General features: G+C 69.8%; 15 protein-coding genes and 2 pseudogenes. 9 read left to right on the forward strand and 8 right to left on the reverse strand.

The window, feature by feature from the left end; genetic code table 11:
* Positions 1-20: 20 nt before the first annotated feature.
* Positions 21-764 (reverse strand): dihydrofolate reductase family protein, encoded by a 744-nt coding sequence (locus KXC43_RS22770; protein ID WP_221378141.1) that lies wholly within the window; start codon positions 762-764, stop codon positions 21-23.
* Between the two features lie 113 nt (positions 765-877).
* A complete protein-coding gene (locus KXC43_RS22775) occupies positions 878-3,451 on the reverse strand; it encodes a tetratricopeptide repeat protein (protein ID WP_308129197.1) in 2,574 nt (857 codons plus the stop codon).
* Between the two features lie 442 nt (positions 3,452-3,893).
* Here KXC43_RS22775 and KXC43_RS22780 point away from each other — a divergent pair, with 442 nt between their 5' ends.
* Positions 3,894-4,553 (forward strand): PilZ domain-containing protein, encoded by a 660-nt coding sequence (locus tag KXC43_RS22780; RefSeq protein WP_221378143.1) that lies wholly within the window; start codon positions 3,894-3,896, stop codon positions 4,551-4,553.
* A gap of 228 nt (positions 4,554-4,781) precedes the next feature.
* On the opposite strand, the pseudogene KXC43_RS22785 reads toward KXC43_RS22780, so the two are convergent.
* Positions 4,782-5,000: pseudogene (locus KXC43_RS22785) on the reverse strand (MerR family transcriptional regulator); the annotation flags it as partial.
* A gap of 113 nt (positions 5,001-5,113) precedes the next feature.
* On the opposite strand from KXC43_RS22785, the gene KXC43_RS22790 reads away from it, so the two are divergent.
* The 3 genes from KXC43_RS22790 (at position 5,114) to KXC43_RS22800 (ending at position 7,176) form a co-directional block, all read left to right on the forward strand.
* Entirely contained in the window at positions 5,114-5,779 is a 666-nt protein-coding gene (locus KXC43_RS22790; RefSeq protein WP_221378144.1) for a hypothetical protein, read from the forward strand.
* 67 nt (positions 5,780-5,846) lie between these two features.
* Positions 5,847-6,476: a DNA-3-methyladenine glycosylase gene (locus KXC43_RS22795; RefSeq protein ID WP_221378145.1), complete on the forward strand. Its 630-nt coding sequence runs from the start codon at positions 5,847-5,849 to the stop codon at positions 6,474-6,476.
* Between the two features lie 187 nt (positions 6,477-6,663).
* Complete coding sequence (locus KXC43_RS22800) at positions 6,664-7,176, forward strand: Rossmann-fold NAD(P)-binding domain-containing protein (protein WP_221378146.1); 513 nt, start codon at positions 6,664-6,666, stop codon at positions 7,174-7,176.
* 165 nt (positions 7,177-7,341) lie between these two features.
* On the opposite strand, the gene KXC43_RS22805 is transcribed toward KXC43_RS22800, so the two are convergent.
* Both KXC43_RS22805 and KXC43_RS22810 read right to left on the reverse strand, forming a co-directional pair.
* Entirely contained in the window at positions 7,342-8,118 is a 777-nt protein-coding gene (locus KXC43_RS22805) for a hypothetical protein (protein WP_308129198.1), read from the reverse strand.
* A gap of 53 nt (positions 8,119-8,171) precedes the next feature.
* Complete coding sequence (locus KXC43_RS22810) at positions 8,172-9,830, reverse strand: serine/threonine-protein kinase (RefSeq protein WP_221378147.1); 1,659 nt, start codon at positions 9,828-9,830, stop codon at positions 8,172-8,174.
* Between the two features lie 290 nt (positions 9,831-10,120).
* Here KXC43_RS22810 and KXC43_RS22815 point away from each other — a divergent pair, with 290 nt between their 5' ends.
* Complete coding sequence (locus KXC43_RS22815; RefSeq protein ID WP_255644610.1) at positions 10,121-10,873, forward strand: CAP domain-containing protein; 753 nt, start codon at positions 10,121-10,123, stop codon at positions 10,871-10,873.
* On the opposite strand, the gene KXC43_RS51145 is transcribed toward KXC43_RS22815, so the two are convergent.
* On the reverse strand, positions 10,870-11,139 hold the full coding sequence (locus tag KXC43_RS51145) for a hypothetical protein (RefSeq protein ID WP_255644576.1): 270 nt from the start codon (positions 11,137-11,139) through the stop codon (positions 10,870-10,872). The two genes, KXC43_RS22815 and KXC43_RS51145, sit on opposite strands and share 4 nt — an antisense overlap.
* 160 nt (positions 11,140-11,299) lie before the next feature.
* A pseudogene (locus KXC43_RS53235) lies at positions 11,300-11,455 on the reverse strand (nucleotidyltransferase domain-containing protein); the annotation flags it as partial.
* A gap of 31 nt (positions 11,456-11,486) precedes the next feature.
* Between KXC43_RS53235 and KXC43_RS22825 the strand changes: the two are divergent.
* The 3 genes from KXC43_RS22825 to KXC43_RS22835 are packed head-to-tail and all read left to right on the forward strand — an operon-like array spanning position 11,487 to position 13,300.
* Entirely contained in the window at positions 11,487-11,981 is a 495-nt protein-coding gene (locus KXC43_RS22825; RefSeq protein ID WP_221378172.1) for a type II toxin-antitoxin system PemK/MazF family toxin, read from the forward strand.
* 52 nt (positions 11,982-12,033) lie between these two features.
* Positions 12,034-12,633, forward strand: a complete 600-nt coding sequence (locus KXC43_RS22830) for a hypothetical protein (RefSeq protein WP_221378150.1) — start codon at positions 12,034-12,036, stop codon at positions 12,631-12,633.
* Position 12,634: 1 nt separating this feature from the next.
* Positions 12,635-13,300, forward strand: a complete 666-nt coding sequence (locus KXC43_RS22835; RefSeq protein WP_221378151.1) for an adenylate kinase family protein — start codon at positions 12,635-12,637, stop codon at positions 13,298-13,300.
* Here the strand turns inward: KXC43_RS22835 and KXC43_RS22840 are convergent.
* Complete coding sequence (locus tag KXC43_RS22840; protein ID WP_221378152.1) at positions 13,290-14,039, reverse strand: polyphosphate kinase 2 family protein; 750 nt, start codon at positions 14,037-14,039, stop codon at positions 13,290-13,292. The two genes, KXC43_RS22835 and KXC43_RS22840, sit on opposite strands and share 11 nt — an antisense overlap.
* Before the next feature lie 84 nt (positions 14,040-14,123).
* Between KXC43_RS22840 and tyrS the strand changes: the two genes are divergently transcribed.
* Complete coding sequence (gene tyrS / locus KXC43_RS22845; protein ID WP_308129199.1) at positions 14,124-15,380, forward strand: tyrosine--tRNA ligase; 1,257 nt, start codon at positions 14,124-14,126, stop codon at positions 15,378-15,380.
* Positions 15,381-15,928: the final 548 nt, after the last annotated feature.

The raw sequence follows: 15,928 nt of genomic DNA on the forward strand, positions 1-15,928 counted from the left end.
CCGCCCGGGTGTGGCCGTTTTCAGCGAGAGCGGGTCACCTCGTAACGCAGCCAGAGCGTGCCGTCGGTCTCGGTGTTCGAGGACAGCAGGCGCAGCCGGGTCGGGAACTCGCCGTCGGCCAGCGCGGGCCCGTCGAACACGCCCGGCCCGTTGCCGCCGATGGCGGCGGGCAGCACGATCAGCTGGATCTCGTCGACCAGGCCGGCCCGCAGCAGCGCGCCGTTCAGCCCGCCGCCGCCCGAGGAGACCACGCAGGTGACCCCCAGCCGCGAGCGCATCCGCCGCAGGGCGGCCCCCAGGTCGACCCGCTGGGTGCCGGCGACCAGATAGCTGATGCCCTCACGCCGCAGATAGGCCAGGTAGGCCGCCGGCGTCGCGTGCGAGACCAGCACCAGCAGATGTTGCCCGCCGGCCTCCTTCATCGTCCACCGCACCCGGCCCCGGCCGTCGACCACCGTGAACCACCGCTCGGCCTCGACCGCCAGGAAGTCGTCGTACACGTCGTCGGAGCCGGCCGGGGGCAGCCCGATCAGCGGGCCGGCCGACGGCGGCACCATGGACCCGCTGCCCTCGAGCGTGGCGGTGGGGGAGTAGAGCCGGTCGAGCAGGGCGGTGCGCGCTTCCTCGACCGCGGCGGAACTGGGCGGTCGTAACGTCTCCCAGACCTTGCCGTCGTCGGTCGTCATCAGGGGACGGTCACGGCGCAGGCTGACCCGCCCGTCGACGGACGTGGCCACGGACACGACTACGCGAGGCTTCTCCATGCCACCTTGGTAGCAGCGCCCTACGACACTTTCCGGGGCGTGTGCCGCCGGGAGGCGCTGACCGGCGGGATCGCCCTCGATCCAGAAGCGCCAGGGGCACCCGCAGACATCCCTCACCGGTGTACGGGGCTGCTGTTGTCGACGGCCGTGAGGTGGGCGCGGATCTGGTCGGCCTCGGGCAGGCCGAGGTCGGTGTAGAGGGTCAGGGCGTGCTGGTAGTGCTGACGGGCGAGGGTGCGGTCGCCGAGGGTGTGGTGGGCGTGGCCGAGGCCGGTGTGAGCGCGGGCCTGCTGATCGCGGTAGCCGGTGTCGGCGGCGGTGGTTAGGGCGGCGGTGTGGTGGGTGATGGCGTCGGCGGCGCGGCCGGCGGTGTGGGCGGCTTCGCCGAGGCCGTTGAGCGCCCAGGCTTGGCCGCGACGTTCGCCGGTCTCGCGGAAGATGATCAGAGCGTGCTGATGGTGTTCGGTGGCCTGGGTGGGCTGGTCGAGACGGGTGTGGAGGGTGCCGAGGTTGTCCAGCGTCCAGGCTTCGCCGGCATGGTTGCCGAGTAGCCGGTGCAGGGTCAGGGCCTGCCTGAGATGATCTTCGGCCGGGCCGTACCGGTCCGACCGCATCTCGACTTCGCCGAGGCTGTTCAACGTGTCGGCTTCGCCGACACGGTCACCGGCCTGCCGGCACAGGGTCAGGGCCTGCGTGTAGTGATCGACGGCCGACCGGCGGCGGCCCAGCAGCGCATCGAGGTCGCCGAGGTCGGCCAGCGCGCTGGCTTCGCCGGGCCGGTCGCCGGTCTGCCGGTACAGGGTCAAGGCCTGCGCGATCTGCTCGGTGGCCGTCCGGTACTGACCCGACCGCATCGCGATGACGCCGAGGTTGTGCAGGGCGCGGGCCTGGCCGGCCGGGTCGCCGACCTGCCGGAACAGGTCCAGGGCCTGTTGGAAGTGTTCGGCGGCCGGCCCGTACCGGCCCAGCCGATAGTCGGCGCCGCCGAGGTCGGTCAGGGCGTGGGCTTCTCCTGTCGCGTCGCCGTTGTCGCGGGCGGCGCGGTAGGCGTGGCCGTGCATGGTCAGGGCGTCGGTGTGGTGGCCGCCGTCGAGGTATCGGTACAGGGTGCGGGCGAGTCGGGTGGTGTGGGTGGGCCAGCCGTGGCCGGCGGTGTGGGCGGCGACCGCGACCAGGGTGGGCCGTTCGGTGTCCAACCACTCCCGGGCGGTGTCCGGATCGGTCAGGTCCGGGGTGGGGGCTGCCACCGGGGGGATCGCGGGCCGGCGGTGAGGGTGCAGGGTGTTCATGGCGGTGGCGGTGGTGGCGAGGTAGTAGTCGAACAAGCGGGTCAGGGCGGTGCGGCGCTCGACTGGGCGATCTTCGTCGGCGGCCCGGGTGGTGGCGTAAACGCGAACCAGGTCGTGGAACGTGTACCGGCCGAGAGTGCTCTGCTGCAGGAGGTGGTCGCGGTGCAGGTGGTGCAGAAGATCCTGGGCGGTGGACAGGTCGGTGTCGGCCAGAGCCGCGGCGGCGTAGGCGTCGAGGTCCTGACCGGGATGGAGCGCCGCCAGTCGGAGCAGTCGTCGCTGCGGCGTGGGCTGGTGCTGGTAGGACAGGTTGAGGGCGAGTTCGACGCCGGTGTCCAGGCGCCGGTCGTGGCGGCGTTCGTCGAGTCGGTCGGCGTGGTCGGTCAACGTCCAGCCCGATGTGTTGCGGATGTGGCTGGCGAGCAGGCCCAGGGCCAGGGGTAGGTGGCCGCAGCGCCGGGCGATCCGCGCCGCGGCGTACGGATCCGCGCCGACAGGAACCTCGGATACGGCCCGGGTGAGGAAGTCCAGGGCCTCGTCGGGATTGAACACGTCCACGGTGAGATGGGTAGCGGCGTGCAGGTCGGCCAAGCTGCGTCGGCTGGTGACCACGGTGAGGCAGCCCGGCGTGGCCGGCAGTAGCGGACGGACCTGCTCGGCGCCGGCGGCGTTGTCCAACACCACCAGCGCCCGGGTGCCGGCGAGCTGGCGACGGTATGCGGCGGCGCGCGCGTCGAGGTCGTGGGGGATCCGCTGGCCGGGCATTCCCAGTAGGCGCAGGAACCCCTCCAGGACCGCCGCCGGGTCGGCCGGCGGCTGCGCCGGATCAAAGCCGCGCAGATTGACGAACAACACCCGCTCGAACGGCTGCTGCTGGTGCAGCAGGTGTCCGGCGCGCACAGCTAGTTGGGTTTTGCCAATCCCTGCCATCCCCTGGATCGCCGAAAGCACCACCGCGTCGCCCGCCCGTGCGGCGTGACAGAGTTGGTCGAGCTCGACCGTGCGGCCGGTGAACCCGGCCAGATCCGGGGGCAAGCTGTCCTGCACCCGGACCTGGGAGACCGCCCCGACCTCCCCACCGACGACACGTAAGGCTTGGCGCCACGCCGTTACGTATCCGGTATCAGGATGCAGCGACTGGACTACCGCGAGCACCAGCTCGGTGTCCAGGCGTCGCCGGCCGGGCCGGAAGCAATACGCGACGGTGGATCTGCGCGTCAGTTCGCCTGCCGGCCGACCCGCCGCCGTCCACGCCCTGTTGACTCGGTCCTTGATCGTCTCGTAGGAGGGATCGCCGGCCCAGACCTTCAGCAGGCGCAGCCCCTCGACCAGATCATCGAAGCTGCTCGCCTGCGCCGGGTCAGGCAGGGCCGTCAGCACCTCTTCCGGCGTGGTCACCGGGTCTCCTGATAGCGACATCGCCTACCCCATAGATCGTGTCCGATGTCTCCGTGTTCGAGGCTACCGACCTCGCCCGCCGACGAAGAATCACCCATCAGACACTTCACGCTGCCTGCCCATTGCGGACTCACCGATGAGTGGCGTCGAGGGCCGGCGTCCAAATTCGTCTGAAGTTTCCGAGAAGGCAGACATCGATTCCTGACGCTGGTCTGGGACCGAGCCTTTTCATCCTGCGTAGCGGTTGGCTTCGACGTAGTGCAGAACGTTTCGGGCCCACTACGGGATCACGCGTCGCAGTGCCGAAACCGGTCGGTTGCCATCGACGACGTTGGTCCAGGGGCGGACGGCGTGCCACCGATTCGCCGGCCACTCAGTCCTTGGCCGGTCGTGCCGATGGGGAGAGGACGACCGCGAGACCGAGATGTCGCAGAGGTGAGAGATGAACAACGTGCTCGAGTTGCCGAAAGTCGGCACGCCGCTTTTCCTCGTCGCTTCCGACGGGGTGAGCCTGCCCTCGCGGCTGGAGTCAGTCGACGGGGAGGCGTTCAGCGTGTCCCGCCCGGCGGGGCTCACCGGCACGCTGTCCGCGGGGCAGGAGCTCGACATTTTCTGGGCGTCACCGCGCTCACGCCTCGTGCTCTCGTGCCGCGTGGTGGCCGGCCCCGATCCCGAGCGCTGGACCTTCGTGTCCTTGGCGAGCCCCCGCCCGGACAACCGCCGCCAGTTCGTGCGCGGCGGTGCCGGTGCCGCGGTCCGGCTCACCACCCGCGCCGGCGATGAGCCGGCGGCCGGTGCGCTTCTGGACATCAGCGAAGGCGGTCTGCGCTGCTGGATCGACCCGTCGGTGACCTTCACGCCCGGTCAGCGGCTCACGGCCGCCCTGTGGCTCGGCACCGCCGAAGCCGAGCTGGACGCCGAGGTGCACGCCGTCCGCGAGGCCCGCAACGGCGACCCGGGGCGCCACCTCGTCCTCACCTTCACAACCGAGGGCGAGACGGCGCAGCTGATCCGGCAGTACGTGGCGGCCTGGGAGCTCGGCGAGCGCCGCCGCGCCGCGGACGGTCAGGAGGTAGATCACAGCCGGATGGGCCGTCTGTAGTTCAGATCAAGACGCTGGCTGGACGTCATCAGCGCTGATGGCGTCATAAGAAGCAATCGACCGAATCCGATGCGGCATCCGAGGGTGGGGTCCAAGGATGAACCTCGGCGCCGATCGGACAACTCAGCCTGGTATGAGAAGCCGCCGGCGACCTGAGGCTCCTGCCGGCCGGTCGAGCCGCGTATCGCCCATCAGGACGCCGGAATTGTGGACGCGCGCAGTGCCGCAGCCAGCCACTCGAACGGGAACCTGGTGCAACTCGCGGCGCACGGCCTGCCGGACCCCGGTGTCGCGGACCAGCTCGGCAAGCTCGATCCACGCCTTCAGTTGAGCTGCGGTGGGGTGGTCAGGCAGTTCCGGGCGGGCCGCCCGCCACCACTGAATCATTCGCTCCGGCGGCTCCCAGCCGGTGGTGACCTCGGTCCAGAACTCGTCGATCAGCCTGTCCACGACGCCCACTATGCGATCTCAAGCGGCTTGAGATGCAAGCCCGTGGACCGGCAGGTCAGTGCACTCGGTCAAGGCAGGGCGGCCGTGCGGGACCGTCGTAGGCTGGGCCGATGGCTGAAATGAGTCCGAGGCTGCTTGTTGCCTTCGTGCGAAGCGTCGTGGTCCTCGGCCTGCCGGCCGATGCGCAGGTGTCCTGGCTGCGCCGGCTGTTCGCCGACGCCACCCCTGTTGTCGACGAATTGGCTCTCGAGTACGACGACGGATTCCGGCTTGTGCCGACGTTCATCGAGCTGGGCTGGCTGGATGCCGCTGCGCTGCCGGCCCTGGAGCAGCTGGACGCTCAGCTGGATGCGATGAGCGGCGAGCGCTACGCCGAACTGTGGCATGTCGACGCCCTGGTCCGCGAGGAATGGGACCGGATCCGCAGCTTGGCCACGGAAGCTCTGAGACTGCTGAACGGAGGCAGTATGTCCGAGGAGAACACTTACGTACGGGATCAGAATGCTCGGGTGGACCCGATGCTCACCCTCGGGACCATCACCGTCGCGGAATTGCGCGACATTTTGGCCGACCTTCCCGGCGAAGCCGTCGTGGTCGTCGCCCGGGACGAACCAGGAGGCGAGGAGTGTTCACCGCTGGCCGATGTGGAGGAGGTCTGGTACTTCCCCTCTGCTGGCGAGTCGGCTCCACTCGGACGCGATGCCGATGGGAACGTGCACGAGCCAGGCTTCCAGGACCTGTACGCCGTGCTTCTCCGTCCCACCGGTCACCGGTGACGGCAGTCCTGGGTCAGGCTGGCAGTGCGCGAATGTGGGCTCCCGGGCCATCTGCTTTTCTGGGTGCATGACATACGCCTGGCTCGGTGCTCCCGCGGCCGCCGTCGCCGAAACCGCGCGTACCCTCCTCGGCTGGCTGGCTGTTGCCAACGGCGTCACCATCCGGATCACTGAGACCGAGGCATACCTAGGTTTGGGTCAGGACCCCGCCAGTCACGCCCACCGCGGCCGGACCGCGCGTAATGCGGCCATGTTCGGCCCAGCGGGTCACCTCTATCTCTACCGCATATATGGACTGCACACCTGTGCGAATGTGACTTGCGGACCCGAGGGGCAGCCGGCGGCAGTTCTTCTGCGCGCTGGGCATGTAGTGGACGGTGTCGACGTGGCCCGCTCCCGGCGGCCCGCGGCCAAGCGCGACGTCGATCTCGCTTCCGGGCCGGCCCGCTTCGTCGAGGCGCTTGATTTGCAGCTCACGGCCTATGGGACATCGGTCGTTGACGGCACCGGCCCGCTGACCTTGCATCCTCCGACTGAGCCGGTCCCGGACGAGCGCGTACTAGCTGGTCCTCGTGTTGGCGTAACTGCTGCGCACGATCTGGCGTGGCGATTCTCCATCGCCGGTGACCCCACCGTCAGCGCCTACCGCCGCCACGTGCCCCGTAGCAGCCGAAAAGATCTTGAAAGTACGTCTTAACCTCACTTGCCTGCCGTTGCTCTGCCCCGCCTAGGACGCATATTGGATCAACGGTGACTTCGATCAGGTCCTCGACCTTGTGACGGGCGTCGCGAAGATCCCCGGCACCCCGCTGCCGACGAGGAACTTCGACCGTATCGGCCCAGCGGTTCGGTGCATAAGATCATCGGGTGCTACCGCTACCGATGTGCTGATCTCCGGCGCCGGCGTGGCTGGTCCTGCGCTGGCCTACTGGCTGCAGCGCTACGGCTTCCGGCCGACCGTCGTCGAGCGCACGCCGGCCGAGCGGATGGGCGTCGGCGGCCACTCCGTGGACCTGTTCGGTCCGGCCGTGGACGGCCGGATCACGCTGGTCGGCGACGCAGGTTACTCGCCGGGCCCGGCGGTCGGCGGCGGCACGAGCGTGGCAATGGTCGGGGCGTACGTCCTGGCGGGCGAGCTCCACGCGGCCGGCGGCGACCACATACGCGCGTTCCGCGGCTACGAGGACCGCATGCACGAGTTCGTCCGGCTCGCCCGCACGATCGGCCTTGCGACGATGAAGTCGCTCATCCCGGCCACTGCCTCACAGGTCTGGCTGATGCCGCGTCTGATCCGGTTGGTGACGCGGCTGCCCGTGCCGTTACAACGCAGACTGTCGGCCCTGCAGGGTGACCCGGCCCGGGCGCTCGCCGCGATCACCGTCGAAAACTACGAGTGACTCATACGAGCCCGCCGTCGCGCACCTCCTGCGCCAGCAGCCCACTGGCCGCGGCCTGAAACTCACCCGGTTCCCGAGCGCCACCGGAGATCGAGAGGCGACGATCTGGGCCTCGCTGAACGCTCTGCCGTAGCGAGGCTGAGCGTCTCATAGGCCAGCTCTCGGTCAGCCGCGTCGGCAGCGGTAGGTGACGGGCGTGCCGGACTGGATCGGCGACGGTTCGAGGATGTTGACGGTGGCGGTCTCCGAGGTCGAACCGACGCCGCTGAACGTCCATCTCAGAGTGAGAGTGGCGACGCTCTGGCCCCGGCCGACCTGCTCGGTGAGGACGGCTCCCGGGGGCGCATCCGAGCGGAACCACTGGTAGCGGATCGCGCCGCTCCTGCCGTTGGTGCGAACGGTGGCGATCACGTCGATGGTGACGTCACAGCGGCTTCCGGCCGGCTGGGGCACGGCCACCGTGACGCCCTCTATCTCGAGGGGGCTGAGCCGTTGCCAGATGTACAGCCCGACGACTCCGATCAGGGCGAGGGTCAGCAGGCTGGAGAGCACCGACACCAGTCGGCGCCACACCGGGCGCGGACGGCCTGCGGGGGTGGCAGCCGGCCAGCCGGGGGCGGCCACCGGGGCAATCGGCACGCCGGGTCCGAAGCGCATCTCGCCGTCGACGCGCACGGTCGGCGCCGGCGCGTCCCGGTGCACGGCGTGAGCAGCCGGGCCGGCTTGCGCACCCGGGTTGGACCCGGGGCTGTGCGCCGCCGGCTGCGTACCCGGCAGGTGCACGGTCGGGTTCAATCCCGGCCGGTTCTGCGGGCTGATGGTGGCGGTCGCGTCGGGATCGTCGCCGAAGTACACGGTGGGGGCGGGACGGTCGATGGTTGCCCACGGGTCGGCGGGCGGCGGCATCGCCCGGCCGCCGACGGGTTCCTCCGGCCGGGTCACGCTCGCCGTCCCCGCGTGGGCCTGCGCTTCTGTGCAGCCAGCACAACCTGCTCCTAACCGGGGGTGCACGTGTTGTCGAGAGCCACGGTGGCCGGTGACGCCGACCGGGCAGTGTTGCCGGCCGCATCGAGGGCCACGACGGCGATCGTCATGCGGGTGGCCACCCTCTGCATCGGCAACGGGCCGAGCGTTCCCTGAAAGACGTTGCGCCCGACCGAGCTCATCACCACGGTCGAGGAGGTGCCGCCGAGGGTGTAGCTGAAGCTGACCTTCAGCGCGGACGGGCCGCTCCGATCGTCGGTGACGGTGGCCGAGATCGTGCTCGTGCGGACGCCGTACTGGCACTTCTCGCCCTCCAGCGACGACCGGCTGCTGCGTACGGCGCCGACCGTGGGGGCGGTGGTATCGCCCCGAGGGGGCGCGGAGGTGCTGGTCGACGGCGTCGGCGTGGCACCGGTGGTGGGAGGCGCGGGCACACCGGTCGGCGAGGCCGTCGCGGACGGACTGGGCGTGGCGCCCGAACTGGCGGGCAGCGCCTTCGCGGTCGGCGTCACCGAGCCGGTCGGGCTCGGCGCGACCGGCGCGGCCGCCGAGGCGGTCGAGGGGGTGGCGCTGGACGGCCCGGCCCCGCCCGGTTCGAAGACGGCCGAGTTCGCCCGGGCTTCCGCAACGGCCGGGGAGTCGGCGGCGGCGTAGCGGTACCCCGCCCCGCCGATCAGCAGGGCCACGACAACGGCACTGCCGGCCAGCGCGACCCCCTTGCGGCCCCGGAGATAACCGCCGGGTCCAGTCGTTCCGACCGTCGTCGAGGCGAGGCTGGTGGCGCCCTCGCCGCCGTCGGGGAACGGCCAGAGCAGGGCGAGCAGGGCGGCCCGGCGCGCCAGCTCGCGCAGCCCACGATCTTCCCAGCCCGGCCCGTACGCGGTGCCGGCCACCTGTTCCAGCCGGTCGAGGAAGTCCCGGGCGTGCGGGGGACGGTCGGCGGGCTGCTTGGCCATGCCGTGCCGGAGCAGGTCGTGCACCGGCGCCGGGGCCGGAACGGTCGGGATGGGTGCGTGGGCGTGCTGGTCGTACAGGACGAACAGGCTCGGCCCGTCGTACGGCGGCTTCCCGGTCAGGCACTCGAAGAAAGTGGCGGTGGCGGCGTAGATGTCGCAGGCCGGCGTCGGCGGGACGCCCGTCCACTGCTCGGGCGCCATGTAGCGAGGCGTGCCGGAGACGACGGTGTCGGAGCCCTGCCCGACCGGCGCCGCGATGCCGAAGTCGGCCAGCTTGCTCCGGCCTTCCCCCGTGACCAGCACATTTTCGGGCTTGTAGTCGCGGTGCACAACGCCGTGGGCATGCGCCGCGCCCAGCCCGGCGAGGGAGCCCTTCAACACGCAGAGCGCCGCCTCGGGGGTGGTCGGGCCGTGCTCGCGCAGCATCTGCCGCAGCGACACCCCGTTGACCAGCTCCATGACGATCGCCGCGCCGTCGGCGGACTCGACGTATTCATAGAGCCGGGAGACGTTCGGGTCGTCGATCTCCCCGAGCAGCTGCGCCTCCCGCCGGAAGGCCGCCCGGAACGTGGCGTCCTCCCCGAGCCCGCGCACCAGATATTTGATGGCGACCGGGGTGCCGGTCTCGTCGTGGGTGGCGAGCACTACGCTGCCCGACGCACCGGCGCCCAGCGGCCGGACAGGCGTATAGCCGGAGAGCTGCCAGCCGCTCATTCGAGGCACTCCACCATTCCTGGGGGCGGATGTCTGTCTCCGCCGCGCCGACCATTCTGGCCTGGCGAAAGGATCACTGAGGATCCGCGCAACGGCTGCCTTCATCGACCGGACGGGCGACCCCGACCGCTCAACCCGCCGGAACCGAGGCAATCGGTCCTGGCCACGGCGCCTTAGGTCTCCGTGAGCCGCGCCTTAAGGGCTCATTAGCCGGGCTGAGCAGTCCGGATCCGCGCCGCATAGTAGGGGTCGCGCTTTCCCCCACACCTGAGGTGACCCTTCCCGTGTCGATGTCCGCTGCCGCCCGCTTCCGCTACACCCTGGTGGCCGGCGCTACCGCTGTGGTCATCGGCGGCGGCTTCACCGTCGCCGGGCTCACCAAGAACGCCCAGGCCGACACCACCGGCGCCGTGAAAACCAGCGTCGACCGGACACTCGTCGTCGACCAGGGCGCCGCCGAGCCGGCCCCGCCCGCGCAATCCACGTCGCCGTCCCCCAGCTCCGCGGCCCCCACCACGACGCCCCCGACGTCGAGGGCGCCGTCAAAGAAGAAGGCCACGTCGAAGCCCCGGCCGACGGCCACGAAGAAAAAGAAGCCGGCCACGACGGTCCCGCAGACCAGCGGCTCGGTCGTCGAGCAGGTGCTCGCCCACATCAACGCCGCACGCAAGGCCGAGGGCCGGGGCACGCTCAGCCTCGACACCGACCTGTCGCGGGCGGCCGCCGTCCACAACCAGCTGATGATCGACGGCTGCGGCCTGTCACATCAGTGCTCGGGTGAGAAGGGCCTCGGCGACCGGTTCAGCGCCCAGGGCGTGAAGTGGTCGGGCGCCGGCGAGAACATCGGCTACGGCTCGAGCGCGGCCAGTGACTCGGCCCAGGTGAAGGCGGCCAACGGCCTCACCGACAGCATGCTGGCCGAGGTGCCGCCGAACGACGGCCACCGCAAGAACCTGCTGAACCCGAGCTTCAAGCGGATTGGCCTGAGCATCGTCCGGGACAGCAAGGGCATCACCTGGATGACCCAGGACTTCGTGAATTAACCACCTGTCCACGGGTGACCGGGGTGGACCAGACGTAACGCAGCGTCCAGCCACTCGCGCTCACCCTCGGTGAGGCCGGGCGCGACCGCCGCGTAGTCCTGCTCGTCCTTGGGCCGGCGATGCTTGGCCTTGAAGAGCAACACCACCTCGGGGCTGAGGTAGGGGATGCCGGCGCTGTCCGTGCGCACAATTTCCCCGTACGGGCGTCGCAGCCTCGCATCCCGGCGGGAGATCCAGACGTCGCCGTCGTGCGGCTCGCGGAACACGTCCGAAGCGCCACGCGTCGGCTGCCGTGTCGTACGCCCAGGTCTGATGCTGCTCGTCGAGAGCCGCCGGGGTGGCCGGCACCACCCGGCCATCGCCCACGGCATAGAACGCCAGCTCCGGAAAGCGTCCCGTGACCGGCGCGAACTGATTCCGCGGCACGGCGATCTCCAGGTCCTCGTGCTCGCGCAGGCCGCCGCCGAGGTGCAGGTCGATGGCCCAGCCGCCGGCCACGTACCAGGGCACGCCGACGCCGGCCAGCCGCTCGGCGACCTGCCGCGGGTGCCACGGCTGCCAGGCGTCGATGTCCGGTGTCATACCCGCAGCCTAGAGTTCACCCGTGGCCAAGATGCTCAAGACCTTGTTGCGCCGGGTGGTGGAGGCTGTCGCCCCCGCCCGCGTCCCGCGGCAACAGCCCACTCCCGCGCCTCGACCGCAGGTCAAAGCGCGTCCGCGCCATGTGCCGACCCACGAACGGGGCCGGCACATCGAGTATTCGCCCAATCTCGACGGCGACGCCGATCCCGGCGAAATCGTGTGGACCTGGGTTCCGTACGAGGACGACCCCACCCAGGGCAAGGACCGCCCGGTCCTGGTGGTCGGCCGCTCCGGTCGCACGATCCTGGGCCTCATGCTCACGTCGAAAGACCGCCGTGACGGTGAACACAACTGGCTGTCCATCGGCGCCGGCGCCTGGGACAGCGAGGACCGGCCGAGCTGGATCCGACTCGACCGGGTGATCGAGGTCGACCACGACGGCATCCGCCGCGAGGGCGCGATCCTCGACCGGTCCCGGTTCGACGAGGTTGCCGCTCGGCTACGCCAGGAGTACGGCTGGCGCTGAGCGGCGGCCGTTGATGGACAACCGCCCGCGCTGACCGGCTAGCGTTGACGCCATGGTTAAGGACGTAATGACCGGATTCGGCGGCAAGCAGGCCTGGCTCGCCGTCCGTCATCGGCCCGGGGCGACGCCGGAATCCGTGATCGCCGCCCTCGGCCTGCGCGACCTCGGCACCGTGCCCTGGCGCGACGGCATCGACCTGGCCCACCTGACCGACGACCGGGTGGCGGTCACCCCGCCCCTGCCCGGCGCCCGCGACGAGCAGTGGCTGCTCGCCACCGGCCGCTGGCTGCTGCGGCCCGACGTCCCGGTCGACGTCGTCGCCCTCTCGGCCACCCTCGGCACCGAGGTGCAGTTCTTCGCCACCCACCGGGTCACCGAACTGCACCGCTGGCAGCGCGCCGCCGAGGGTGAGCTGATCCGCACTTTCGGGTATGTGGGGCAGACCGGCGAAGTCACGTCCTGGCACGGCGAGCCCGACCCGGCCGAACGCGACGCCGGCCTGCCCGGTGAGCTCGACGAAGAGACGACTGTCCTGGTGGGCGAGAAGGACGTGCTCGCCGTGGCCGGCGCCTGGAGCATCGACCCGACCACCCTGACCGGCCGCGCGGCGCCGGGACCGCTGCGCATCGGCGCGGCCGACGGAGAGGGCTGACATGCGCAAGTTTGTGATCATGGGAGTGCAGGGCAGTGGCAAGGGCACGCAGAGCGAGTTGCTCTGCACCGACCTCGACCTGGTGCACATCTCGGTCGGCGACATCTTCCGCTGGAACGTGCAGAACCACACCAAGCTGGGCGCCCAGGTCCGCCGCACGATGACGGCCGGCGAACTGGTCGGCGACGACATGGTCGAATCCGTGGTGCGCGAACGCCTCGACCGCCACGACTGGAACTTCGGCTTCGTCATCGACGGCTTCCCGCGCAACGGCCGCCAGGCCGAGTTCTTCATGGAGAGCTACGACATCGACGCCGTCATCCACCTCGAGCTTCCCGACGACGAGGTACGCCGCCGTGTGCTCAGCCGCCGGCTGTGCCCCAACTGCGGCATGGACTACAACCTCATCGCCGACCGCCCCGAGGTCGAGGGCCGCTGCGACATCTGCGGCCACGAGCTGATCACCCGAGCCGACGACACCCCCGAGGCCCTGGACGCCCGGCTGCGCGACTACCACCAGAAGACCCGCCCGGTGCTCGACATCTTCGGCCGCAAAGAGGTCATTCACGACATCGACGCGCGCCCGTCGGCCGAGGAGGTGCAGCAGTCCATCCGCGACCAGCTCGGACTGCCGCCCTACAAGCCGGCTGTCGCACTCAGTACTTGATGCCGCGCTTGGTCAGCTCCGCTTCGACGGCGTCGCAGACCGCCTCCACCACGGCGAAGCGCGCGTAGTGCTTGTCGTTGCCGGGGATGACGTGCCACGGCGCCCACGTCGGGTCGGTGCGCTCGAGCATCTCGTCGATGGCGGCCTCGTACGCCGGACGCTTCTCCCGGTTCCGCCAGTCCTCGTCGGTCAGCTTCCACTGCCGCAGCGGGTCGCCCGACCTGTCCTCGAAGCGGCGCAGCTGCTCCTCGGGCGAGACGTGCATCCAGAACTTGACCATGATCATGCCCTCGTGGACCAGCGTCCGCTCGAACTCCACGATCTCGTTGTAGGCCCGCGACCACTGCTCCTTGGACGCGAAACCCTCGACCCGCTCGACCAGCACCCGCCCGTACCAGGACCGGTCGAACACGGCCATGCCGCCCCAGCCCGGCAGCTTGGGCCAGAAGCGCCAGAGGAAATGGTGGCGCTTCTCGTCGTACGTGGGGGCGGCGAACTGTGACACCCGGACGAACCGCGGGTCGAGCGGGGCGACCAGCCGCTTGATGGCGCCGCCCTTGCCCGAGGCGTCCCACCCCTCGAAGACGCAGCACAGCGGCGGCCCGATCTTCTGCTCGCCGATCTGACCGCCGAGGAGCAGCCGCAGCCGCAACATGCGTCGCTGCGCCTCCTCGAGCCGGGCCACAGCCTTCTTCTTCGAGATCTCGATCGGCGGCTCACCGCTACCCAGGCGACTCATGCGTACAGCATGGTCCTGTCACTCACGTTTCGCAGCGTCGAAACCCGCTGTCGTCGCAGCCGCGGGGTGCGGGACAATCGCCTGGTGACTCTCCTAGACGACCTGACCTGGCGCGGACTGATCCAGGACTCGACCGACCCGGCCGCCCTGGCCGAAGCACTCACCGGCGACCCGATCACGTTCTATGTGGGCTTCGACCCCACCGCCGCGTCGCTGCACGTCGGTAGCCTGATGCAGGTCGTCACGGCGAGCCGGCTCCAGCGCGCCGGGCACCGCCCGCTGCTGCTCGTCGGCGGGGCCACCGGCCAGATCGGCGACCCCCGCGAATCGGCCGAGCGTACGCTCAACCCGCCCGAGGTGATCGAGGGCTGGGTCCGGCGCATCCGCGAACAGCTGGCCCCCTTCGTCACGTACGACGGCGACAGCGCGGCAACGATGGTCAACAACCTCGACTGGACCGGTCCGACCTCGGTCATCGATTTCCTGCGCGAAGTCGGCAAGCACTTCCCGGTCAACAAGATGCTCGCCCGCGACGTGGTGCGCAATCGCCTCGAGAGCGGCATCAGCTTCACCGAGTTCAGCTACCAGCTGTTGCAGGCCAACGACTTCTACCAGCTGAACCAGCGGTACGGCTGCGCTCTGCAGTTCGGCGGCTCCGACCAGTGGGGGAACATCACCGCCGGCGTCGACTTCGTACGCCGGCGTGGCGCGGGCCCGGTGCACGCCTTCACCACCCCGCTCGTGCTCAAGGCCGACGGCACCAAGTTCGGCAAGAGCGAGGGCGGCGCGGTCTGGCTCGACCCCGAGATGACCAGCCCGTACGCCTTCTACCAGTTCTGGATCAACGCCGACGACCGCGACGTCAACAACTACCTGCGGTTCTTCAGCTTCAAGAGCCGGGAAGAGCTGGAAGAGCTCGAGAAGGCGACCGCCGACCGACCCCAGGCCCGGCTGGCCCAGCGCGCCCTCGCCGAAGAGATCACGGCGCTGGTGCACGGTCCCGACGAGGCCCAGCAGGCGATCATGGCCAGCCAGGCGCTGTTCGGCCGGGGCTCCCTCGACGGCCTCTCACCCGAGACGCTGCGCGCGGCCCTGGGCGAGGCCGGCCTTCTTTCCGTACGGGGGGAGATGCCGAACTACAGCACGTTGCTCAAGGAGTCGGGCCTGGTGGCGAGCGCCAACGAGGCCCGGCGCACGATCACCGAGGGCGGTGCCTACGTGAACAACGAGCGCATCACCGACGGCGAGGCCGTGCCCACCGCCGACACCCTGCTCCACAGTCAGTTCCTGGTCCTACGTCGCGGAAAGCGAACCTTCGCCGGCGTCGAATACACCGCGTAGGCCCAACCTCGCCCGTTGTCCACAATCGCGGCCTGTCCACAGGAAGACCCGCACCGCCAAGCAAAGATCGCCCTTTTCCACCACACTGACCTGTGGGGGTCCCCCTAGGGAGGGTGGGCTGGTGGTGTGCTCGCTGTTCATGATCAAAACACTCGTGAGCTGGGAAAAGTTCCTCGGACGAGCGGGTCGCGATCTCAAGGTTCTGACCGATCGGCTCTCTGTGACGTGGTTCGCAGGGGGCCGATTTGGCGTCCATGGCACGGCCCTGTAATGTTTACCGAGCCGCCAGGGAGACGGGCGAGCGAGCGGGACTCTTCAGAGGCCCGGCGCGGCCGTCCTGGGGGATCCCGAGGAAATGCTTCAGCATTAGCTGATGTAGATTCTTGCGGGCTTGAGCAGTTCTGGATCGTGAATTTCGGGGAAGTTAACCGGATTTGACGAAAAAGAAAAGCCCAAGTAAAGTTGAGCGAGTGCCCCGGAGCGGTTGGCCGGGTGTGGTTGTTCTTTGAGAACTCAACAGGGTGCTTGATAAGCCAGTGCCAATTAGT

Origin of the sequence: Paractinoplanes polyasparticus (assembly GCF_019710575.1) — a bacterium.
In the GTDB taxonomy this organism is placed as follows: Bacteria; Actinomycetota; Actinomycetes; order Mycobacteriales; family Micromonosporaceae; genus Actinoplanes; species Actinoplanes polyasparticus.